Raw genomic sequence first — 21,051 nt, 5'->3', positions numbered from 1 at the left:
GCAAAAAGACGCGCGGCTCCTGGGCGAGCCGAACAACGCTGTCGAACGGGCGCGAAAGACGGCCTCGCGAGACACGCGCGGAGACCGAGTGGAGAGGTCAGGCGGCCTTGCCGCGGCCGGACGCCGCCACTTTGAGATGGGGCTTCAGCCAGGGCGCTTCGGCCAGCAGGGATGGCAGGCACTCGTCGGCGATGAACTGCTTCACCGACTGGCCGATCAGGCTGGGCGCCTGGCCCAGTTCGCCGTGCCGGTGCAGGAGCGTGAGGGTGCGGCCGAACGCGGGGCCCGGGAACGGGATGATGCGGATGTTCCGCATGTCTGCGCGGACGCCATGCAGGCACAGCGGCGTGGTGATGGCCCAGCCGGTCCCGAGAGCGACGAGCTCGGTCAGCCCCTGCGGCTCATCGAATTCGAAGACCCGCGGCGGCTCGATCCGGAGGCGCCGCAGCTGGCGGTCGACGTCGGTGCCGGTCTGCGAGCGCGCGCTGAAACGGATGAGCGGCAGATCGGCCAGCAGGTCGTCCACGGTCGTCGGGTTCGATCCGCCGTAGTCTCGCGGGACGATGACCACGTAGGGCTCGGCGAAGAGGCGGATGCGCTCGACGCCCTCCAGGTGCCCGAACTCGTCGACGCCCACGACGATGTCCAGCTTGCGGGAGAACAGCTCGGTGGTCATCGACGACGTGAGACCCGAGTAGATCGCCACCTGGCTGATCTTGTCGTGCATCGAGCGCGCGAGGATCGGCCCGAGGGTCCTGACCAGCGAGTCGACCATGCCGATGCGCAGTAGGGGCAGGTTCGCCTGGCGCGACCGCTGCAGCGCCGGCAGGAGCTGTTGGGCCTCGGCCAGCAGCGAACGGGCTTGCTGTTCGACCAGGATGCCGGCGGGGGTCAATGCGATCGGACGGAGTTCGCGGTCGAACAGGCGGCAGCGCAGGCCGGCCTCGAGCTCTGCGATCGTCTGGGACACCGCCGGCTGGCTGATCTGCAGCATCTTCGCCGCGCCGGCCATCGAGCCCATCTCGCGCACGGCGAGGAACACCTCGAGCTTCCGCAGGTCGAACGGGAAGCGCGATCCTTCCGTGGCGTAGCGAGAGCGCGGGGTCATCAATTTTGAATAGGAAGTCCTTATGGTCCTGTCTGTCGAGGGGCCTGGCTCCACAGGCGGCCGATCTTTTGCCGAAGCCGCCCTTGGCGCGTCTTCGCCAGCAGCGACGACCGGATCGCGGCGAGCTTCATCCGCGTCGGCGTGAGCGCGGAATTCGCCGCCAGCCGGCGCGGGCCGACCCCCCGGCGCCTGGGTCGTCCCGACACGCTAGAGCTTCCTCTCGGACGTGACCTCGTACTGGAAGATGTTGCGCTCGGTGATCCCGAGGATCTCGCCGATCGGCCGGAATTCCTTCAGGTGGTCCGACTGGCGATGCGCATCCAGGGTCGCCTGGTCCGCCCAGCGCTCGGTCATGTGCAGCAGGCCGGCGTCGGCGAGGTCCTCGGAGAAGCGGAAGTCGAGGCAGCCCGCTTCCTTCTGCGTCTCCTTGATGAGGCGGCCGATGGCGGACCGCGCCGCGTCCATGTTCTTGGTGGGCACCCGCAGCGTGCCGGCGATCATGATCATGTGGCGTCTCCAGTGGTGTTGTCGGGTGACCGGTCAGGTGAGCTTCGCGCAGGCGCTCGCCATGCGCTGCAGGGCCTCTTCCAGCGCCTCGAGGCTGGCCGAGTAGGTCAGGCGGAAGAACGGCGAGAGGTGGAAGGCCGCTCCGGGGATGACGGCCACCAGCGCCTCGCGGAGCAGGTAGTCGACGAAGTCGGTGTCGGTCGCGATGCGCACGCCGTCCGGCGTCGTGGCGCCGATCAGCCCCGACATCGAAGCGTAGACGTAGAAGGCCCCCCGGGGCGTCCGGCATTCGATCCCGTCGATGGCGTTCAGGCCCTCGACCACTAGGTCGCGGCGCCGTTTGAACTGCAGGTTGTTCTGCTCGATGTAGCTCTGGTCGCCGTTCAGGGCCTCGATGGCCGCCCACTGGCTGAGCGTGCAGGCCGACGTCGTGACCTGCGACTGGATGGCGTTGATGGGGCCGATCAGTTCCTTGGGACCGGCGATGTAGCCGATGCGCCAGCCGGTCATGCAGTGACCCTTGGACACGCCGTTGATGATCACCGAGCGCTGCTGGAACGCGGGGTCGACCTCGGCGATTGTCCTCGACGCGCCGCCTTCGAAGACCAGCTTCTCGTAGATGTGGTCGGTCATCACCCAGACGTGCGGGTGGCGCTCCAGCACCTTGGCCAGCGCGCGAAGCTCGTCGTCGCTGTAGACGGCGCCCGTGGGGTTCGAGGGCGTGCACAGGATCACCCACTTCGTCTTTGGCGTGATCGCCGCGTCGAGGGCCCGCGGCGTGAGCTTGAAGTCGTCCTCGAAGGTGGTGTCGACGGCCGTCACCTTGGCGCCCATCATCAGCGCGATGTCGGCGAAGCTGACCCAGAACGGCGTCGGGATGATCACCTCGTCGCCCGGCTCCAGGGTCGCCATGAGCGCCGAGAAGATCGACTGCTTCGCGCCCGAGCCGACCGAGATCTCGCCCGGCGAATAGGTGAGGCCGTTGTCGCGCTGCAGCTTCGCGCAGATGGCCTCGCGCAGCTCCATGATCCCTGGGACCGGGGCGTAGCGGGTCTTGCCCTGGTTCAGGGCCTCCATCGCCGCCGCCCGCACGTTTTCGGGCGTGTCGAAGTCGGGTTCGCCGGCGGCCAGGGCGATCACCGGCTTGCCCTGCCGCTTCAGCTCGAAGGCGCGCTCGAACACCTGCACCGTGGCGGAAGGGGCGGCGGCCCGGAAGCGTTGCGCGATGATCGACATGGAAGCTCCGCGAGGAATGTGGTGGTCACCGGGTTCGAACGGGCGCGGCGGCGCGACCGGACGCAGCAGCGTGCGTCCGCGGCGGCCGCGGGCCGAAAGCAGGACGGGAGGAGGGGGCCGCCTAGCGCGCCAGGCGTTCCAGGACGAGGTCGCTCTGCAGAAGCGCCTCGTCGATCAACTCCTCGAAGTTGGTCTCCAGGATGATGCCGTTGGGGTCGGACACCAGGACCTGGGTGTAGGGCGTCTCGGGAATGCGGTCCGCCTTGAACGGCTGGCCGCCCGCCCGCAGCTTGTCGAGATAGGCGACGAGGCCGACGCCCCGGAAGGCGATGTGGTCGACCATGCCGCCGCGGCCGAGGTCGGTCTTCGTCTCGATGACGTGCAGTTGCGGGTAGTCGGCGCCTTCCGCGTAGAGCCAGGCTCCGCCGCTGCCCAGAGCCGGCCGCCAGCCCGCGGAGAGCCCGAAATACTCGCGATAGAACGCCAGCGTCGCTTCGAGCTTCGCCGTCCGGATGGTCGCGTGATCAAGTCTCAGGCCCAGCATCTCGATGCCCCGCTTCGCCCCGGGGGTGTCACGGTTCCCGGGGCTGCCAAGCTACCGCCTCGGCCTCCTATAGGGACCATAACAAATTCTGATACTTCGGGCCGCGCATCCCAGGGCCGCGTCCGCAGGCGTCCGGCGATGGCTATAGACAACTCTTATGCCGCGGCTTGCCCCCGCTTAGGCTAGGTCTGCGGCTCGGCCGGGTTGGCGGGTTCGCAGACCGGTCTGTCCTCGGCGGGATCTGAAGCTCATGAAGGATTTCCACGGGTGAGACGGTCGGCGGTCGTCCGCGCAAGGATCGAACAGCGCAGCGGCCTGATCATCCCGGGATGCCATGATCCGCTCAGCGCCCGGCTGATCGAGGCCGCGGGGTTCGAGGCGGCCTATCTCTCCGGGTTGGCGGCCAATGCGGTCGTGGGTCTGCCGGACCTCGGGAACATGAGCCTGACAAGCATGGAGGCGCGGACCCGCGAGATCGCGTCGGCCATCAGCCTGCCGCTCTTCGTCGACGCCGACAACGGCTTCGGGGGCGTGGCGGACGCGGCCGAGAGCGCCCGTCGCCTGGAGGCGGCCGGGGCCGTCGGGGTGAACCTGGACGACACCGTGCTGCCCAGGGCCGCGGGCGCGCCGAAGACCCTGGAGCCGATCCACCTCGTGCAGGACAAGGTCGCCGCGGCCCGTGGCGCCTGCGCCGACGCGGACTTCCTGGTGATCGGCCGTACGGACGCGATGAGCACGCATGGCCCCGACGAGGCGCTCCGGCGCGCGCGGGCCCTGGAGGACGCCGGCGCCGACGCGTTGATGGTCCCCTATCTCACCGAGGCGCGGCAGGTGCGGATGTTCGCCGCCGCCCTGCGGGTTCCGCTGTTCATCGCGGTGACGGAGACCGCGCGCGAGAGCTTCTCGGCCGAGGAGCTGGCCGGCGCCGGCCATGCGGCGACCGTCTATCCCGTCACCGTCCTGCTCGCGGGGCTGGGCGCTCAGGCCCGCGCCCTGGCCCATCTGGCGCAGGCCGGCGACACCCAGGCGATCGAAGCCAAGATGATGCCGATCGGCGAGCTTCGCGCCCTCACCAAGCCCATCTAGGGCGGCCCTCTCGGCCGCCACGACAGCGGAGTCACGCATGAGTATCGACGCGATCTCTCGGCAGAAGCGCAAGGCGACGGGCGCCGAGACGGGCCGCCCGGTGATCGCCGGCGTGAACCATATGGTGTCGGCGGGCCACTACCTCGCGGCGACGGCGGCCTTCGAGATCCTGGAGGCGGGCGGCAATGCGATCGACGCGGGCGTGGCGGGCGGCATCGCGCTGGCGGTCGTCCAGAGCGAACTCGTCAACTTCGCGGGTGTCGCGCCCATCATCGTGCGCATGGGCGCGACCGGCGAGACCAAGTCGATCGCCGGCCTGGGTTGGTGGCCGCGGGCGATGACGCCCAGCTACTTCATGGACAACCACGGCGGCGAGATCCCGCACGGCCTGGCGCGCACGGTCGTGCCCGCCGCGCCCGACGCCTGGATCACGGCGCTGGCGCGCTTCGGGACGATGAGCTTCGGCGAAGTCGCCCGCGCCGCCATCCGCCTCGCGCGGGACGGGTTCGTCATGTACCCGTTGATGGCCGAGCTGATCGCCACCTTCGAAGAGGAATACTCGCGCTGGCCGTCGAGCTCGGCGGTCTATCTGCCCAACGGCCGCCCGCCGCAGGTCGGCGAGAAGTTCGTCCAGGCGGACCTGGCGAGGACCATGCAGTACATGGTCGACGAGGAGGCCACGCGGGCGTCGGAAGGGCGCGAGGCGGGGCTGATGGCGGCGCGCGACGCCTTCTACCGCGGCGACATCGCCCGGACGATCGACACCTTCCACCGCGAGAACGGCGGCTTCCTCACCCTCGACGACATGGCCGGCTATTCCAGCGAGGTCGAGGACACGCTGAGCGTCGATTTCGGCGGCGTGAAGGTCCACGGCTGCGGCGCCTGGTGCCAGGGCCCCTCGATGCTGCAGATCTTCAGCATGCTGGAGGCGTCGGGCATCGCCGACCTGCCGCACAACAGTCCCGAGTACGTCCACCGGTTCACCGAGATCATCAAGCTGGCCTTCGCCGACCGGCACGCCTACGTCGGCGACCCGCGGTTCGTCGACGTCCCGGTCGAACGCCTGCTGTCGAAGGCGCATGCCGAGGCGCGGCTACGGCGGATCGATCCGGACCGCTCGATCCTGGGCTTGCCCGTCGACGGCGGCTACGCCGATCCGGCGGTCCCCGTCGATCCGCGGATTCGGACCGAGGCGACCCCGCCCTCGCTCGACACCTCCTACATCGCCGTCGTGGACCGATGGGGCAACAGCTTCTCGGCCACGCCCAGTGACGTCACCTACGACACCCCGATCATTCCCGGCACGGGTGTCGCGCCGTCCTCGCGCGGGTCGCAGAGCTGGGCCGATCCCCGCCATCCCAGTTCGGTCGCGCCCGGCAAGCGCCCGCGGCTGACACCCAGCCCGGCGCTGGCGGTCGGCGCCGACGGCCGGCTCGTGCCCTTCGGCACACCTGGCGGCGACGTCCAGGCCCAGGCCATGGCGCAGGTTCTGACGAACCTGCTGGTGTTCCGAATGAGCCCGCAGCGCGCGGTCGAGGCGCCCCGCTTCGCGAGCTACAGTTTCCCGGACTCGTTCGAGCCGCACGACTTCTACCCGAACCGCCTGCACCTCGAGACGGGTGTGGGCGAGGCGGTCGGCGAGGCGCTGACGGCGCGCGGGCACGACGTCAACTGGTGGCCCGATCTGACCTGGCGCGCGGGTTCTGTCTGCCTCGTCGACTATGCGCAGGGCCTGTACGCGGGCGCCGCCGATCCGCGCCGGCCCTGCTATGCGCTCGGCTGGTAGCGGGCTGCATTGAGATGGCAGGGGCCCCGCCATGAGCGTCGAGGCGGAGGACGTCCTGTGCTGGATCGAGGGCCGGGCGGGGCGCATCCTGCTGAACCGCCCGCAGGCGAGCCACGCGCTGACCGCCGGCATGGTGAGGCGGATCACCGACGCTCTGGCGACTTGGCGCGACGACCCGCGGGTCCAGCTCGTCATCTTCGGCCATGCTGGCGAACGTGGCTTCTGTGTGGGCGACGCCGCCTGACGCTGCTGACGGAGGAGCCCCCCATGGAACACGTCGCATCCCGGCTCGACGCCCTGTCCTGGGGCCACGGGCCGCGCGTCTTCGAAATGTTCATCGAGCCGACGTGCCCGTACTCTGCGCGGGCCTTCATGAAGATCGAACCGCTGCTGGCCGCGGCGGGCCGCGACCGGGTGACGGTGAAGGTCCGGCTCCAGTCCCAGCCCTGGCACATGTTCTCGGGCGTGATCGTGCGCAGCGTGCTGGCGGCGTCGCTGCTGCCGGGCGGGCGCGAGAACGCCCGGCGCGTGCTCGAGGTGGTGGGCGAGCATCGCGAAGAGTTCGAGTTCGAAGGTCACTGCAAGGGCTCGAACATGGACGTTACGCCGCGCCAGCTCGTGGCGCGGATCGAACGCTACAGCGGCCTCGCCCTCGGCGCGGCCTTCGAGGCGCCGGAAGTGGGCCCCGAACTGAAGTGGCATGTGAAGTATGCCCGCCAGAACGGCATCCACGTCTCGCCCACCTTCATGATCGACGGCTTGGTCCAGCCCGACATGGCGAGCGACGACGACGTGGCCGACTGGGCGCGGCGGCTCTTGGTCTGAGTGGAAGCGCAAAATGTTCTACAATGTCGTTCTGGTCCGCTTCAAACCGGAAGCCACGGCGCAGCAGATAGACTTGGCGTTGTCCAGGCTCCGGGCGCTCCCAGAGGCGGTTCCGCCGCTTCTCAAACTGACGATGGAGAAGAACGCGGGCGTCGTCGACGGCGCCCATGACGCGATCATCGTGGGCGAATTCGCCGACGTGGACGCCTACCGAGAGTACCAGACGCATCCCGCACACGCCGCGGTGGCGCGCGAGTTCCTGCTGCCGATCCTGGGTGAAATGTCGAGGATCCAGTACGAGGCCTGACGGCGAACCCGCGACCGACCATAACCACCTCTTATGCAGGCCTTTCGCGGATGGCACTCCATGCTCTCGGGCAGGTGTCTCGGCGACGCGGTCGTCGCGGCCGGCGACAGCTCGGGAGGTTGGAATGGCCCTGGATATTCATGCGAGGATGCTGATCGAGCAGCAGTGCACGGCGGTTTGCTATCGGGCGATGTATTGCCTCGACACGCGCAAGGCCGATGCGTTCGCCGATCTCCTGACGGAGGACGCCGAACTGATCTCGGAGTTGGCCTCCCACCGGGGCCGCGAGAACATCCGCGCGTGGCTCGGCGCCGGTCGGGGTGGGAACGTCTCACGCCACATCATCACCAACCTGCACTTCGTGGATGTTGAGGAGGATGAGGCCTATGCGATCGGCCTGAACACCTCGCTGCTCTCGACGGTCGGGTATGACGAGCCGGTCTTCATGAACGCCAAGGTGTTCGAGCTCCACGACCGCTATCGCCGGACCGACGCTGGCTGGCGTCTGCGCTCGCGCCACTCGACTCTGATCTACGGGCCGAACGACTGGATCAACTGGACGAAGGAGCGGATGGCGGCTGGTCGCGCTCACAGCCAGGCGAGTCAGGCGCCGGCGTGACGCCGAGGCTCGGCACACCGTTCTGAGGTTCGCGAACGACACGCTCGTTCGGCCACCGTGTCGAGGCCCCAGGCGTCGTGGCGGTTGCGGCAGGATCCGGTCTCGTCTCCGGCGTCTCCGGGGCGATCCCGAACTGGGCCGGCGGGCTCATCGCCGACCGCTACGCCACACGCGACCTGCGGGTCCACGGCCCGGCGCCGGCGATCACGGCGCTGCCTCCCATCCCCTTCTGCGTGGCCGCCCTCATGGTGGGCTCCGGGCCGCCGGCGCTCGTCCTCCTGGTTCCGAGCCAGCTGTCCGGCGGCCTATGGTTCGGGCCCGCCCTGTCCTCGATCCAGGGGCTTGTCCCGGCCGAGATGGGCGCCACCGCGAGCTCGGTCTCGATGATCGTCATGAACCCTATCGGGCTGGGCCTTGGTGAGGTCGAAGGGGGGCGCTAGGCGCCGATCGCCTCGTCGCTCTTCGCAGTCGCGCCGCCGCTGCTGTTCTGGCCCTCCCGCTCGCCGATCCGCGAAGAGATGATGAGCTGAGTCAAAGCTCGGCCCTCAGTTTCGGATAGATCGGCGCGACGGCGCGGCCGGGTCGACCCGCTGCTCACAACCCCCGCGCAACTCGTGGTGGTTGTCATGTCCGGCCCGCTCGCGCGGCGGGCGCCAAGCCCCGAGTCACAATTCATCACCAAGCGTCATTGTTGACGCAAAACGACATCTACGTGTCGCAATTGCGACAACCTGGGCTCTCGATTTACTTCCCAATCTCCTCATCGGCGATCCGGGCTGGGCCGGAAAAGCGACATCGCGGAGCCGAGATTCACGGGCGCATCGGGGTCGCCAAGGGCGCGGGAGCCGGCTGTTCGCAGAACGCCATGTCGCGGCCGTCATTGAAGAAGGGGAGAAGAATCTTGGACTCGGTGTTGCAGAAAGGTGCGGCGAAAATCGGCGCCGAACGTCCGCGCCGCGCTGGCGAAATGACCCGTCGGCGGCGCAGTAACCTCGGCGTCTTCTGCTCTTGCAGCGTCGCCGCCATCGTCGCCTCGCTGGCGACGGATGCAGCGGCCGCCGCTGTTGAGGCGTCCTCGGCGTCCGGGTCCACCGCGCTCGGGGAGGTCGTGGTCACCGCCCGCCGCCGCGAGGAAAACATCCAGTCCGTCCCGGCGGCGATTACCGCGATCACCGAGGCCGACCTGCAGGCCAAGCAGGTGACGACGCAGAACGACCTGCGCTTCATCGCGCCTTCGCTGAACATCCAGGGCCGGTTCGGCCACCAGGGCGGGACCTACGCGATCCGGGGCCTCTCGGGTTCGACGTCGGGATCCGCCACGGTGGGGACGTACTTCGCGGAAGTCCCGTCGGCGCAGGGCGCGGCCGGCTACGACGTCGCGGGCGGGACGAGCCTTTATGACCTGGAATCCGTCCAGGTTCTGAAGGGGCCGCAAGGGACGCTGTTCGGCCGCACGTCGACGGCTGGCGCCGTGCTCGTCACGCCGCGCAAGCCCAGCCTGGAAAGCTACCGCGGCGATGCGGAAGTGACCTTCGGGTCGCTGGGCCGGCTCGAGGTGAACCTCGGCTTCGGAGGCCCGATCATCCCGGGCGTGCTGGCGGCCCGCGTGGCGCTAAACGACAATCACGTCGACGGCTTCACAAAGATCATCGGCACTGGCCAGAAGCTGGATGAGACCGACACCCGGTCGTATCGCGTAAGCGTCGAGTTCACGCCGACCGACTGGCTGCGCAACTCAACCATCTACGACGACTACCGGTCGGACTCGATGCCGGGTTCGTTCCTGACGGTGGGGGTCAATGCGGACCTGCCGACCTTCAACCTGCCGGCCAACACGACCACGTTCAACGCCGCCTGTGCGACGGCGGTGTCTGCGGGCCTGGCGACGAGCGTGCCGGCCTGCGTGGCGCAGCGCTTGTCGATCCTGGCCCAGATCAAGGCTGAGCTGATCGCCGAGGCGGCCCGGACGTCGGCCGGCGGCGACGCCTTGCGCCGGGTCAACATCGGGACGTCCGCGCCCTACCGCGAAGTGTCCAACCGCCAGGTGGTGGTGAACACGACCACCGTGACGCTGCCGTCGGTCGGCGCCTTCGAGTGGCAGTTCAAGAACATCTTCGGGTACCAGCGGCTGACCGGGTTCACGGTGTTCCCGGAGTCCAGCAACGCGAACCCTACCATCCTCACGCTAGGTTCGCCGGGCGGCGCGTCGTCGAACCAGCGCGGCAATGAGCTCGTGACCGGCACGGGCGACGGCTACGACTTCTACACCGACGAGGCCCAGGTCTCGGGCTCGTTCGACAAGAACCGGCTGGTCTGGGTGGCCGGCTACTTCTATCAGCGCGCGCCGCTGCCGACGAACCTCGAGGGACTGACGTCGCTCAGCAAGACATTCGGCGGGGTAAGGACCTACAACTTGGGCTACACGGCGGGCGGGACCTTCCCCGTCTCGGGACGCTCGACCCAGAAGGCCTACTACGGGCAGGCCACGCTCAGTCTCGACGGCCTCATCGACGGGGTCCACCTCACGGCCGGATATCGCCACTCGAAGGACAGCGTCACGTCGACGTCTGCGGCCGCCGTCCTCGACACTGCGACCGGCGCCTACAGCCCGTCGGCGACGCGGACGACCGCCGCTCTGAAGACCGCGGGCAACGGCTACAACTTCTCGGTCGACTACCAGGTGACGCCGTCGGTCCTGGTGTATGCGACGACGCGCCGGGGCTATGTGCCGGGCGGCCTGAACAACCAGGTGGCTGGCGCGACCAGCATCCCCAACTACCGCCCGACCTACGGATCGGAGGTGGTCAAGGACTACGAAGTCGGCGCCAAGACCGACTTCCGGATCGGCGATATGCGCGGCCGGCTGAACGTCGCCTACTATCGCGAGAACTACACCGACATCCAGCGCAGCCAGCAGGGTCAGCTGCCCACGGGCGCGTTCCTCGTCTTCGTCGCCAACGTGGCGAAGGCGAAGCTGTCGGGCTTCGAGAGCGAACTGACGCTGGAGCCCACGTCGCGGAGCCTCGTCGGACTCAACTACTCCTACAACAAGACCGGCTACACGAAATGGATGGGGAACGACGCGCTCAACATCGCGCCCGCCGGCACGGTGCTGGACCTGTCCACCAACCCGTTCCCCAACGCGCCCAAGCATAAGCTTAGCGTCTACGCGAGCTACGACGTCGTCCAATCGGACAAGCTCGGCACCGTCACGATCGGCGGCCAGGCCTACGCCCAGAGCCGCGAGTACTGGACCGCGTTCTCGCAGCGGTTCATCGACGTCTACGGTCCGGCCACGAAGGCTTCGCTCTCGCAGTCGGCCTATGTGATCTTCAACGCCCGGGTCGATTGGACAAACGTCATGGGTCACGAGGGCGTCGGCGCGGGCCTGTTCGTCCGCAACATCACCGACAAGATCTACACCAGCTCCGGGCTGGTGAACCTCAACTCGAACGGCTGGGCCGGCAAGACCTTCTCCGAGCCGCGGACCTACGGCGCGGTCCTTTCCTATCATTTCTGAGGTGACGCCCGGACCTGAACGCTGGCGTCCTCGCGACTGCGAGGACGCCAGCCGAGGGGGCTTCCCGGGGGCCTCGCGCGGCGTAGTCGAAATCAGAACCCGGAGACTTTCGTGACCGTACTGGCGACGCCCGCCGAAGCCTACCGCCGACGCTACTACGTGCTGGGGGTGCTCTCCCTCATCAGCGCCTTCAACTACATGGACCGGAACATCATCCGGGTGCTGATGGAGCCCATCAAGTCGGAGCTGAAGATCTCCGACACGGAGATCGGGCTGCTCGTCGGGTTCAGTTTTGCTCTGGTCTATGCCGCCTTCGGGATCCCCATCGCGCGGCTGGCCGACAAGCACTCGCGGATCCGCATCCTCTCGGTCGCCATCATGGTCTGGAGCTTCCTGACCGCGGTGTCCGGAGTGGCGCGCACCTATCTCCAACTGGTGCTGCTCCGCGGCGGCGTGGCGCTCGGCGAGGCGGGTTGCGTGCCCGCTGCGCACTCGCTGATCGTCGACCACTTCGAGGCCAGGCGCCGCGCCTGGGCGTTCAGCGTCTTCCAGGGCGTCGGCATCCTGGGCGCCGTCGCAGGCACCGCCCTGGGCGGGCTGCTCGTGGAGACCTACGGGTGGCGCTGGACCTTCGCGATACTCGGCGCGCCGGGGGTGGTCGTGGGGCTGCTCGCGTTCTTCACGATCCGCGAGCCGGTCCGCAGCCATCAGGCCGCGGCGGCGCCGGCCGCCGAGGTCGACGGCGGCCTGATGTCGGCCATCGCAGGCCTGCTGCGCCAGCGGACCTATCGCAACATCGTCGCGGCGATCGCGCTGGAGAACTTCGTCTCCCTCGGCATCGGCGCCTGGACCATTCCCTTCTTCATCCGCGTCCACGGCTTGTCGCTGGCCGAGGTGAGCCTGTGGCTGGGCGTGTCGTCGGGGCTGGGGGGCGTGGTCGGCACACTGATCGGGGGCGCCGCGGGCGCCCACCTGGTCGGCCGCGACCGGCGCTGGGAGGTGTGGCTGCCCGCCGCGGCGGCGGCGCTCGCCATCCCTTTCTATCTCGTCACCTTCCTGACGCCCATGGCCACGCTCGCCCTCGGCGCGGCCTTCGTCTCGTCCTTCATCGGCCAGCTCGGCAACGGCACCGGCCTGGCCAGCGTGCAGTCCGTGGCCGGGCCGGAGCGCCGCGCCCTGGCGGTCGCGCTGCTCATGTTCGCCAACGCGATGATCGGGCTGGGCCTGGGTCCGCTGGTGGTTGGCATGTTGAGCGACTGGCTGGCCCCCAACGTCGGCCAGTTCTCGCTGCGCTACGCCTTCCTGGCCGTGCTCACCGTTTCGGTGTGGTCGATCGTCCACTTCGTGCTGGCTGGCCGCTCCTATCGCGAGGACGCCCGCAGCTGACGCCGCTTGTACTTTTGAGCCGCTGGATATCCAAATTGCGACGTAGTACCCATGACCGGTGAGCACAGCTGAATCCTCGACGCGCCTGACGACGGCGATCTCCTCGGTCGGCTTCCTGCTCATCCCGGGCTTCGCGCTGATGTCGTACGCCTCGGCGGTGGAGCCGCTGCGGGCCGCCAACCAGATCGCCGGCCGCGAGCTCTATCGCTGGTGGCACGCCGCGCCCGGCGACGCGCCTGCGATCGCCTCGAACGGCGCGGCCGTCCTGCCCGATTTCAAGTTCGGCGCCGACGCCGAGCCGGACATGCTGCTCGTGTGCGCCGGCGGCAATCCTGCGAGCTTCGACGATCCGGCCACCTTCGCCTGGCTGCGGCGGCTGGCGAGGCGGGACGTCATCATCGGCGGGATCTCGGGCGGGCCCTTCATCCTCGCCCGCGCGGGCCTGTTGAACGGCCGCAGCTGCACGATCCATTGGGAGCACGGGCCGGCGTTCGAGGAGACCTTCCCCAACATCGAACTGACGCGCTCGCTGTTCGAACTCGACGACAAGCGCGTCACCTGCTCGGGCGGGATCGCCGGCCTGGACATGATGGTCGCCCTCATCGAACGCGACCACGGCCACGAGCTCTCGGCGGCCGTCAGCGACTGGTTCCTGCACACTCAGGTCCGCGAGGGCATCGGGCCGCAGCGGATGGACCTTCGCTTCCGCCTCGGTGTCGCCGACGAGAAGCTGCTGGCGGCGCTCCGGGCGATGGAGAACCACATCGAGACGCCGCTCTCGCGCAAGGAGATCGCCGACATCGCCCAGCTGTCGCTGCGGCAACTTGAGCGCGCCTTCCAGAGCCATCTGCGGCGCGGCGTCCATGAACACTATCTCGCGCTGCGCTTCACGCGGGCCCGCCAGCTGCTGCGCGACAGCTCCATGCCCATCCTCGACGTGGCGATCGCCACCGGCTTCGGTTCGGCCAGCCACTTCGCCCAGGCCTTCCGCCGCGCCTTCGGCGTCTCGCCGACCCAGGCCCGGCATCAGAACCAGCCCCGCCACACGGACTGGACTCTGACCCGGCAGAACTAGACCGGCGACCTTGGCGCGTACGATGAACCCGGCGTCGCAAATCCTATAGCTCACCGCCCATTTTCCCGACCCAATGACGCGATGAGCGACGAGACGCAGATGAAGAGTCACCCACGAACCGGCACGGCCGGCGCAACGTCCTGCGAGAAGGCGGCGTGATGGCGGATTCGGCTTCGATCGGCGCCGGTCCGCTCGCGCCGCTGCCCGGCGGCCCTGCGGGCGGCTTTCTCGTCTGGGACCTGAGCCGTGTCGGGTACGTCTCGGAAGAGTACCTGCTCCCCGGCGTCGCCGACGTGGCCGAGCCGATCGCAGTGGTCGATGGCCTGGCGCGTGAGCCAGGCGAGGGCAATCCCAACGGCCTCGTGGCGCGACCGCTCGACTTCGAGGCGAAGGTGCTGCAGGCCGCGGTCCCGTTCGTCACGCGGGTGATCCTCTACCGGCCGCGTGACCCGAAGACGTTCAGTGGCCGGGTGCTGATGGAGCCGTTGCACATCGGCGGCGGCGGCCACCCGGTGGTCTTCCGCACGATCCACCCCTTCGCCATCGCCAACGGCGACGTCTTCGTGGGCGTGCAGCATCCGAACAACTTCGAGGAGGTGCGCGGCAAGGACCCGGCGCGCTACGGCGCCCTGCACGCCGCCGACGCTTCGCAGCTATGGGGCATGATCGCCACTGCGGGCCGCGCCGTCCGGCAGGGTAGGCTTGCGGGCCTGGTAGACTACGACGTGCGGCGGCAGTTCCTCACCGGCCGCTCGTTCACCGGCATGGCGACATCGGCGTTCGCCAACTTCCACCACGCGAACGCCAGGCTGGACGATGGCCGCAACACATTCGACGGCTACCTGCCGCTCAGCTGCGGCTACCTCATTCGCGGGCTGGACGTGCCGGTGATCCGGCTCAACACGCTGGGCGACTACGCCATGTTCGGGCTGCACACGCGGCTTCCCGACAGCGACGAGCCCGGACAGCAGACCCGACTCTACGAGGTCGCCGGCGCCTGTCACTACTATAAGTACGCGCCGCCGGCGGGTGAGCCGCCGGCGCCGGGCCGCGGCGCCGCGGACGGAGAGGGCGCGGGCCCGCCCGGAACGCCCGAGTGGCTGGCCAGCTTCGGTCCAGGATCGCGGGCGAACGACCTCCCGGTCCGCCTGGTCGCCTCGGCCGCCCTGGCCAATCTCTATCGCTGGGTCGAGGACGGCGTCGCGCCGCCGCACGCCCCGATGTTCGAGACGACGCCCGACGGCAAACCGGTGATGGACGGCCAGGGCAACGTGCTGGGCGGCGTCCGCACGCCGTACGTCGATGTGCCGGTCGCCACCTACGGCGCCGGCGAAGGCCAGTTCTGGCTCCACGGTTACATGCGGCCATTCAACGGCGGGGAACTGCGCGCGCTCTACGGGAGCCGCGAAGCCTACCTCGCCAGGTTCCGGGACAGCCTCGATCGCGCGGTGTCGGAACGTTGGGTTCTCCCCGGCGACGCGCCCCTTATGCTCGCCGACGCGGAGGCCGTGAGCTTCGACTGACGGGGATGCGGAATGAAGGGCAATACCGGCTCGCCGACGTCAGGCGCGGGCCGCGCGGAGTTCAGGGCGAACCTTCTGCCTCTGATCGGGAGCGCGATCGGCGCATCTTTCGGGCTGGGGCTGATGACGCCGGTCTCCAGCATCTTCTTCCGCGCCCTCGAGCAGGAATTCCACTGGAGCAAGGCGGCTGCGGCGGCGTCTCTGGTCGCGTTCATCCTGACGGCCCTGGCGCTGCCGGTCGTGGGCCGGTTGCTCGACCGGTTCGGGGTGGCCGCCGTGGCGCTGGGCGCGACGCTGGGTCTGTCCGCCTGCCTGTCCGCGCTCTCGCTGATGAGCGGCGCCCTGGCGCAGTACTACGTCATCTCCGCAGTGCTGGCCGTCGTGGGCGTCGGCGCTGGCCCGATCAGCTACACTCGGGTGATCGCCCACGATTTCCAGGCCGCGCGCGGCCTGGCCCTGGCGCTGGCCCTGGTCGGGGGCGCCGTCACGGGCATGGCCGTGCCGATCCTCGTCTCGCAGGCCATCGCCGTCGACGGCTGGCGCCACGCCTACCGCGTGCTGGCGGCGGTCAGCCTCGCGGGCGGGCTGATCGCCGTAGCGCTGATCCGTGTCCGGCGAGCGACGACGGCAGCCCCCGCAACAGCGCCGCGGGTCGGGCGCACCGTGACGGAAGCGCTGCGGACGCCCGCGTTCTGGCTGCTGAGCGTCGTGCTGTTCCTCGTCAGCGTCGCTTCGATCGGCTTTTTCTCTCAGCTGCAGTCGATCGGGATCGAGAAGGGCCTTTCGGCGACCGAGGCGGCCCTGATGATCTCGCTCCTGGCGTTCGCGGTTATCCCGAGCCGGCTGGCCCTGGGCTGGGCGCTCGACGTCGCCGATCCGCGTCTCGCCGGGGCCGCCGCGCTGATGCTGGCGGCGGCCGGCCCTCTCGTCGTGCTGTTTGCGCCGCAAGGCTCGCCGTGGGTGTTCGCAGTGGGCGTCGTGATGATCGCCGCCAGCATCGGGGCCGAGTTCGACATGATGTCGTTCTTCTGCGCCCACTGCTTCGGCCTGAAGAACTACGCCTCGATCTTCGGCTTCCTCATGGGCGCCTTCTACGTCGGGTTCGCTGTTGGTGGCGTCGGCTACGGCGCGGCCCACGACCGCACAGGCGACTATGGCGCGGCCCTGGTCGGCGCGGCCGCGTGCCTCGCGCTGGCCAGCGCGCCCTGCTCCTGGCCCTGCCGCGCCGTCCGCTCGCCGCCGAGCCGACGGGCGACGTGGCGCTGGCCTAGCGGGAGCCTTCGGCGTGCAGGCGCACGAGCGGCAGGAACAGGTCCTCGATGATCGTACGGATCCGCGCCGGCTTCAGCGCCTTGCGCTCCATCAGGAGGTCGTGCCGCACCAGGTCGAACGGCATCGCCAGCACGGCGGGCGGGATCGACGCCAGGTCGATCTCGCCGCGGTCGTGGGCGCGCTGATAGATGGTCTGGATGCGCGAGAGCGCCTCGTCGCCCAGGAACCGCTCGCGCATCTCGGCGGGCGTCATTCCCGTGCTGGCCAGCAGCCCGGAGTGGGCCGCGCCCCAGGCGATCGCCGAGAAGTCGGAACGCGCCTGGCCCATGCCGGTCAGCGCGGCGAGGAGGTCGGTGCGCAGTGCGCCCGTGTCGGGCAGGGGGACCGGGCGGCTCTTTCGCCGGTGCTCGATGGCGGCGAACACGAGCTCGTCCTTGTTGGGCCAGCGGCGATAGAGGACGGCGATCCCGGTGCGCGCCCGGGCGGCCACCGCATCCATCGTCAGGTTGGCGAAGCCCGTTTCGGCCAGCTCGTCCCACGCGGCGTCCAGCAGCTCGCTCTCGAGCTGTTGACCGCGCCGCCGCTGGCGGGCCGGCTCCTGACCGGGCTCATCCATCGATGTTCATATTAGAGAAGCTTGCATTCCTTATCCAGTGCTGGTTATTAGGAGAGGAATTCCACTCTTAAACGGAAAATCAGACATGGCTGCGACTTCCACCACCGCGCCGCAAGACCTCCTGCCGGTACTGATCGCGGGGGCGGGCCCCACCGGCCTGATGTTGGCATGCGAACTCGCCCGGCGCGGTATCGCGTTCCGGCAGATCGAGACCTCGCCGGCCGCGCAGGTGGGGTCGCGCGCAAAGGGGCTACAGCCCCGCTCGCTCGAAATGTTCGACAACCTCGGCATCGTCGAGCGCGTGCTCGAGCACGGCTGGCTGGCGATCCCGATGCACTCGAAGACGGCGGACGGCCAGGTGATCTACGGCGGCGCCATCCCCGACAGCCTGTCGCGCCGTCCCGACATCCCGTATCCGGCCAGCCTGGTCACCCCGCAGTGGCGGACCGAAGAGGCCCTGCGCCTGCGCCTCAGGGAGCTCGGCGGGACGGTCGAGTTCGGCACGGCGCTCGCCAGCTTCGAGCAGTCGGAGGACCGCGTCACGGCCGTGGTCGTCAAGGACGGCGTGTCCGAGACGATCCAGGCGCGCTGGCTCGTGGGTTGCGACGGCGGCCACAGCGTCGTGCGCAAGCAGGCTCAGATCGCGTTCGAGGGCGAGATTCGCGAGGACGTGCGGATGATCATCGCCGACCTGAAGGTCGACGGCCTGGACCGCGAGTGCTGGCACATGTGGCGCCACGAGGAAGGCTCGGCCTTCCTCTGCCCGCTGCCTTCGACCGACATCTTCCAGTACCAGGCGTCGCTCTCGCTGGGGCAGAACGCCGAGACAACGCTAGAGAACCTGCAGGCGATCTTCGAGCGGCGCAGCGGCCGTACCGACATCCGCCTGCACGACATGGAGTGGTCGACGGTCTGGCGCGCCAACATCCGGCTCGCCGAGCGCTATCGGGTGGGCCGCGCCTTCATCGCCGGCGACGCGGCGCACATCCATTCGCCCGCCGGTGGCCAGGGCATGAACACTGGCATGCAGGACGCGGCGAACCTGGGCTGGAAGCTGGCGGCGGTGGAGAAGGGCGCCTCGTCGGCGCTGCTGGACACCTACGAGGCCGAGCGGCGCCCGATCGGCGCCGGGGTCCTCAGCTTCTCGAACGCGAGGCTGGAGCAGTCGCGCGTGGAAGGCGGGGTCAACGTCCAGCGCGACGAGAGCACGCTCCAGCTGCACATCAACTATCGCAACTCTTCGCTGTCCCGCGACGACCGCAGCGAAGACGCCCGGATGCGCGCCGGCGACCGCGCGCCCGACGTCACGCGGCTCGTGACGCCCGGGGGCGAGCGGCGGCTCTTCGACCTGCTGCGCGGCGGGCGCTTCACCCTGCTCAACTTCGGGCCGAGGCTGGCCGCGCCGATCGACGCGGCGCCGTTCGACCTCAGGACGCTGAACGTGGTCGAGCAGCCGCGCCATTCGGACGAGATCGCCGAGCCGGACGGCCAACTCTCCCGGCAGTTCGGCGCTGGCGACCGTACCCTGCTGCTCATCCGTCCCGACGGCTACGTGGCCGTGATCTCCGACGCCGGCGACGCGTCGGCGATCACGAGCTACTTTGCGTCGATCAGCTGACGCCGAAATGGTCGTCCGGGCGCCGCCTACGCATAGGGGCGGAGCTTCACGGCCTGGGCGGTCACTTGGTCCTTCAGCCACCCTCGGACGGCCTTGGCGCGGGCTGTGTCGTGCACCTCGCGGTGAGTGCTGAGCCAGAAGCGGCGCTCCAGCAGCACGACGTCGGCTAGGAGCCGCACCAAGCCGTCGGCCATGAAGCAGGGCAGGACGCCAATGCCACCGCCGGCTGCGATGATCGCGCGCTGAGCCTGGATGGACGAACTCGACAGGGTGGGATTGAGACCCGGGGAGACTTCATCGAGATACCGCAGTTCCGGCGCGGACAGCAGGTCGTCGACGTAGCCCACGACCTGATGCACGCGCAGGTCGGCGACCGTCTTGGGGAGCCTCCGCGGCTCCAGGTAGTTCGGCGCCGCATAGAGGGCGAGCTGGTAGTGCGTCAGCGGCTCGACCACGAGACGTCCGGCGTCAGGCGCGCTCAGCGTGATCGCCATGTCGACCTCGCGGCGCGCAGGTGACAGGAAATTGGTCTGTGCGGCCAGTTCAATGCGCAGGCCGGGGCGCTCGCGCGCCAGCGCGGGCAGCGCCGGCGCCAGCACGGCGGTCCCAAAGCCCTCAGCGGTGCTGATGCGGATCGTACCGGCGACACGGTCGGGCTGGGTGACGCGCGTCGCGGCGTCCATCGCCGACTCGGCCTCGAGCGCCACGTCGAAGAGCTGCGCGCCGGTCGCCGTCAATTGGAGGCCGGTGCGCGACCGCGTGAGCAAGGTCGACCGAAGCGCTGTCTCCAGGCGCGCCACGCGGCGGCCGACGGTGGCCGTATCGACGCCCAGCCGCTGGCCGGCGGCAGCCAGCGAGCCGGCGCGGGCGGCGGCGAGAAAGACCTTGAGATCGCCCCAGTCGAACATTGCAGAATTGCACTTCAAATGATGCAACTATGCAATACCGATCGCGTCCACGTGGTTGCTAGACCTCGCCCATGCGCGAGATCACCCATTTCATCGACGGCGCCGCGTTCACGGGCGCTTCGGGCCGCTTCGGCGACGTCTTCAATCCCAACACCGGCGAGGTCCAGGCCCGCGTCCAGTTCGCCACCGAGGCGGAGGTGGACAAGGCGGTGCAGTCGTCGCTGCGGGCCCAGCAGACCTGGGCGCTGGTGAACCCGCAGCGGCGGGCGCGCGTGATGTTCGAGTTCAAGCGGCTGGTCGAGGCGCGCATGGACGAGCTGGCCGAGCTGCTGTCGTCCGAGCACGGCAAGGTCATCGCCGACAGCCGCGGCGACGTGCAGCGCGGGCTGGAGGTGATCGAGTTCGCCTGCGGCATCCCGCATGCGCTGAAGGGCGAGTACACCGAAGGCGCCGGTCCGGGGATCGACGTCTACTCCATGCGCCAGCCGCTGGGCGTGGGCGTGGGCATCACCCCGTTCAACTTCCCGGCGATGATCCCGATGTGGATGTTCGGGGTCTCGATCGCGGTGGGCAACGCCTTCGTGCTGAAGCCCAGCGAGAAGGACCCGTCGGTGCCGGTGCGGCTGGCCGAGCTGATGATGGAAGCCGGCGCGCCCTCGGGCGTGCTGAACGTCATCCACGGCGACAAGAGCGCGGTCGACGCCCTGCTGGACCATCCCGACGTCAAAGCCGTCAGCTTCGTGGGCTCGTCCGACATCGCCCAGTACGTCTACGGGCGCGGCACCGCGCACGGCAAGCGCGTCCAGGCCATGGGCGGGGCCAAGAACCACGGCATCATCCTGCCCGACGCCGACCTCGACCAGGCGGTGAAGGACATCATGGGCGCGGCCTATGGCTCGGCCGGCGAGCGCTGCATGGCGCTGCCGGTGGTGGTCCCGGTGGGGCAGAAGACCGCCGAGGCCGTGCGCGAGAAGGTGCTGGCCGAGCTGGACACCCTGAAGGTGGGCGTCTCCACCGACGCCGACGCCCAGTACGGCCCGGTGGTCTCCGCGGCCCACAAGGCCAAGATCGAGAGCTACATCCAGATGGGCGTCGACGAGGGCGCCGAGCTGGTG

General features: G+C 69.1%; 21 protein-coding genes. 14 read left to right on the top strand and 7 right to left on the bottom strand.

What is annotated here, in order from left to right; genetic code table 11:
• Positions 1 to 97 precede the first annotated feature (97 nt).
• The 4 genes from GC203_RS22765 to GC203_RS22750 form a co-directional block, all read right to left on the bottom strand.
• Positions 98 to 1,108 carry a LysR family transcriptional regulator gene (locus tag GC203_RS22765; RefSeq protein WP_293459172.1) on the bottom strand — a complete coding sequence of 337 codons (1,011 nt, stop codon included), beginning with the start codon at positions 1,106 to 1,108 and terminating at the stop codon, positions 98 to 100.
• Positions 1,109 to 1,315: 207 nt separating this feature from the next.
• Positions 1,316 to 1,615, bottom strand: coding sequence for a putative quinol monooxygenase (locus GC203_RS22760; RefSeq protein WP_293459170.1), 300 nt, complete (start codon positions 1,613 to 1,615; stop codon positions 1,316 to 1,318).
• Between the two features lie 33 nt (positions 1,616 to 1,648).
• Positions 1,649 to 2,851, bottom strand: a complete 1,203-nt coding sequence (locus GC203_RS22755; protein ID WP_293459168.1) for a pyridoxal phosphate-dependent aminotransferase — start codon at positions 2,849 to 2,851, stop codon at positions 1,649 to 1,651.
• Positions 2,852 to 2,972: 121 nt separating this feature from the next.
• Positions 2,973 to 3,395 (bottom strand): VOC family protein, encoded by a 423-nt coding sequence (locus tag GC203_RS22750; protein WP_293459166.1) that lies wholly within the window; start codon positions 3,393 to 3,395, stop codon positions 2,973 to 2,975.
• Between the two features lie 267 nt (positions 3,396 to 3,662).
• On the opposite strand from GC203_RS22750, the gene GC203_RS22745 reads away from it, so the two are divergent.
• From GC203_RS22745 to GC203_RS22715, 7 genes are all read left to right on the top strand, one after another.
• Entirely contained in the window at positions 3,663 to 4,481 is an 819-nt protein-coding gene (locus GC203_RS22745; RefSeq protein ID WP_293459164.1) for an isocitrate lyase/phosphoenolpyruvate mutase family protein, read from the top strand.
• Between the two features lie 37 nt (positions 4,482 to 4,518).
• The gene (locus GC203_RS22740; protein WP_293459162.1) at positions 4,519 to 6,267 is read left to right on the top strand and encodes a gamma-glutamyltransferase; all 1,749 of its coding nucleotides are present in this window, start codon (positions 4,519 to 4,521) and stop codon (positions 6,265 to 6,267) included.
• Positions 6,268 to 6,298: 31 nt separating this feature from the next.
• Positions 6,299 to 6,511 (top strand): enoyl-CoA hydratase/isomerase family protein, encoded by a 213-nt coding sequence (locus tag GC203_RS22735; RefSeq protein ID WP_293459160.1) that lies wholly within the window; start codon positions 6,299 to 6,301, stop codon positions 6,509 to 6,511.
• A 23-nt stretch (positions 6,512 to 6,534) separates the two neighbouring features.
• Positions 6,535 to 7,092, top strand: a complete 558-nt coding sequence (locus tag GC203_RS22730) for a hypothetical protein (protein WP_293459158.1) — start codon at positions 6,535 to 6,537, stop codon at positions 7,090 to 7,092.
• Positions 7,093 to 7,105: 13 nt separating this feature from the next.
• Positions 7,106 to 7,399, top strand: a complete 294-nt coding sequence (locus GC203_RS22725) for a Dabb family protein (RefSeq protein WP_293459156.1) — start codon at positions 7,106 to 7,108, stop codon at positions 7,397 to 7,399.
• Positions 7,400 to 7,523: 124 nt separating this feature from the next.
• A complete protein-coding gene (locus GC203_RS22720) occupies positions 7,524 to 8,018 on the top strand; it encodes a nuclear transport factor 2 family protein (protein ID WP_293459154.1) in 495 nt (164 codons plus the stop codon).
• A gap of 77 nt (positions 8,019 to 8,095) precedes the next feature.
• Entirely contained in the window at positions 8,096 to 8,458 is a 363-nt protein-coding gene (locus tag GC203_RS22715; RefSeq protein ID WP_293459152.1) for a hypothetical protein, read from the top strand.
• 370 nt (positions 8,459 to 8,828) lie between these two features.
• Here GC203_RS22715 and GC203_RS22710 read toward each other — a convergent pair whose 3' ends face one another.
• The gene (locus tag GC203_RS22710; protein WP_293459151.1) at positions 8,829 to 9,134 is read right to left on the bottom strand and encodes a hypothetical protein; all 306 of its coding nucleotides are present in this window, start codon (positions 9,132 to 9,134) and stop codon (positions 8,829 to 8,831) included.
• Between GC203_RS22710 and GC203_RS22705 the strand changes: the two genes are divergently transcribed.
• From GC203_RS22705 to GC203_RS22685, 5 genes are all read left to right on the top strand, one after another.
• The gene (locus tag GC203_RS22705; protein WP_293459149.1) at positions 9,127 to 11,538 is read left to right on the top strand and encodes a TonB-dependent receptor; all 2,412 of its coding nucleotides are present in this window, start codon (positions 9,127 to 9,129) and stop codon (positions 11,536 to 11,538) included. The genes GC203_RS22710 and GC203_RS22705 overlap by 8 nt on opposite strands.
• A 111-nt stretch (positions 11,539 to 11,649) precedes the next feature.
• Entirely contained in the window at positions 11,650 to 12,924 is a 1,275-nt protein-coding gene (locus tag GC203_RS22700) for an MFS transporter (protein WP_293459147.1), read from the top strand.
• A gap of 58 nt (positions 12,925 to 12,982) precedes the next feature.
• On the top strand, positions 12,983 to 13,999 hold the full coding sequence (locus tag GC203_RS22695) for a GlxA family transcriptional regulator (protein ID WP_293459145.1): 1,017 nt from the start codon (positions 12,983 to 12,985) through the stop codon (positions 13,997 to 13,999).
• A 158-nt stretch (positions 14,000 to 14,157) separates the two neighbouring features.
• Entirely contained in the window at positions 14,158 to 15,522 is a 1,365-nt protein-coding gene (locus tag GC203_RS22690) for an alpha/beta hydrolase domain-containing protein (RefSeq protein WP_293459144.1), read from the top strand.
• Between the two features lie 12 nt (positions 15,523 to 15,534).
• Positions 15,535 to 16,845, top strand: coding sequence for an MFS transporter (locus tag GC203_RS22685; RefSeq protein ID WP_293459143.1), 1,311 nt, complete (start codon positions 15,535 to 15,537; stop codon positions 16,843 to 16,845).
• On the opposite strand, the gene GC203_RS22680 is transcribed toward GC203_RS22685, so the two are convergent.
• Positions 16,790 to 17,410 carry a TetR/AcrR family transcriptional regulator gene (locus tag GC203_RS22680; protein WP_293459141.1) on the bottom strand — a complete coding sequence of 207 codons (621 nt, stop codon included), beginning with the start codon at positions 17,408 to 17,410 and terminating at the stop codon, positions 16,790 to 16,792. The genes GC203_RS22685 and GC203_RS22680 overlap by 56 nt on opposite strands.
• An 85-nt stretch (positions 17,411 to 17,495) precedes the next feature.
• On the opposite strand from GC203_RS22680, the gene GC203_RS22675 reads away from it, so the two are divergent.
• Complete coding sequence (locus tag GC203_RS22675; RefSeq protein ID WP_293459140.1) at positions 17,496 to 19,028, top strand: FAD-dependent oxidoreductase; 1,533 nt, start codon at positions 17,496 to 17,498, stop codon at positions 19,026 to 19,028.
• Positions 19,029 to 19,054: 26 nt separating this feature from the next.
• Here the strand turns inward: GC203_RS22675 and GC203_RS22670 are convergent, their stop codons facing one another.
• On the bottom strand, positions 19,055 to 19,936 hold the full coding sequence (locus GC203_RS22670) for a LysR family transcriptional regulator (RefSeq protein WP_293459139.1): 882 nt from the start codon (positions 19,934 to 19,936) through the stop codon (positions 19,055 to 19,057).
• A gap of 71 nt (positions 19,937 to 20,007) precedes the next feature.
• On the opposite strand from GC203_RS22670, the gene mmsA reads away from it, so the two are divergent.
• Positions 20,008 to 21,051 (top strand): CoA-acylating methylmalonate-semialdehyde dehydrogenase (gene mmsA, locus GC203_RS22665; RefSeq protein ID WP_293459137.1); only part of this gene is annotated, 1,044 nt, incomplete at its 3' end.

The sequence above is a fragment of the Phenylobacterium sp. genome, from assembly GCF_016124325.1.
Taxonomy (GTDB): Bacteria; Pseudomonadota; Alphaproteobacteria; order Caulobacterales; family Caulobacteraceae; genus Phenylobacterium.
Note: the sequence above shows the minus strand (reverse complement) of the source record. Positions and strands in the feature narration are given on the sequence as shown.

Excerpts from the sequence above, each read along its gene's own strand:
- GC203_RS22680 (WP_293459141.1), bottom strand. The coding sequence starts at position 17,410 with ATGGATGAGCCCGGTCAGGAGCCGGCCCGCCAGCGGCGGCGCGGTCAA.
- GC203_RS22735 (WP_293459160.1), top strand. The coding sequence starts at position 6,299 with ATGAGCGTCGAGGCGGAGGACGTCCTGTGCTGGATCGAGGGCCGGGCG.
- GC203_RS22725 (WP_293459156.1), top strand. The coding sequence starts at position 7,106 with ATGTTCTACAATGTCGTTCTGGTCCGCTTCAAACCGGAAGCCACGGCG.
- GC203_RS22750 (WP_293459166.1), bottom strand. The coding sequence starts at position 3,395 with ATGCTGGGCCTGAGACTTGATCACGCGACCATCCGGACGGCGAAGCTC.
- GC203_RS22690 (WP_293459144.1), top strand. The coding sequence starts at position 14,158 with ATGGCGGATTCGGCTTCGATCGGCGCCGGTCCGCTCGCGCCGCTGCCC.
- GC203_RS22730 (WP_293459158.1), top strand. The coding sequence starts at position 6,535 with ATGGAACACGTCGCATCCCGGCTCGACGCCCTGTCCTGGGGCCACGGG.
- GC203_RS22685 (WP_293459143.1), top strand. The coding sequence starts at position 15,535 with ATGAAGGGCAATACCGGCTCGCCGACGTCAGGCGCGGGCCGCGCGGAG.
- GC203_RS22675 (WP_293459140.1), top strand. The coding sequence starts at position 17,496 with ATGGCTGCGACTTCCACCACCGCGCCGCAAGACCTCCTGCCGGTACTG.
- GC203_RS22755 (WP_293459168.1), bottom strand. The coding sequence starts at position 2,851 with ATGTCGATCATCGCGCAACGCTTCCGGGCCGCCGCCCCTTCCGCCACG.
- GC203_RS22670 (WP_293459139.1), bottom strand. The coding sequence starts at position 19,936 with ATGTTCGACTGGGGCGATCTCAAGGTCTTTCTCGCCGCCGCCCGCGCC.
- GC203_RS22740 (WP_293459162.1), top strand. The coding sequence starts at position 4,519 with ATGAGTATCGACGCGATCTCTCGGCAGAAGCGCAAGGCGACGGGCGCC.
- GC203_RS22765 (WP_293459172.1), bottom strand. The coding sequence starts at position 1,108 with ATGACCCCGCGCTCTCGCTACGCCACGGAAGGATCGCGCTTCCCGTTC.
- GC203_RS22720 (WP_293459154.1), top strand. The coding sequence starts at position 7,524 with ATGGCCCTGGATATTCATGCGAGGATGCTGATCGAGCAGCAGTGCACG.
- GC203_RS22760 (WP_293459170.1), bottom strand. The coding sequence starts at position 1,615 with ATGATCATGATCGCCGGCACGCTGCGGGTGCCCACCAAGAACATGGAC.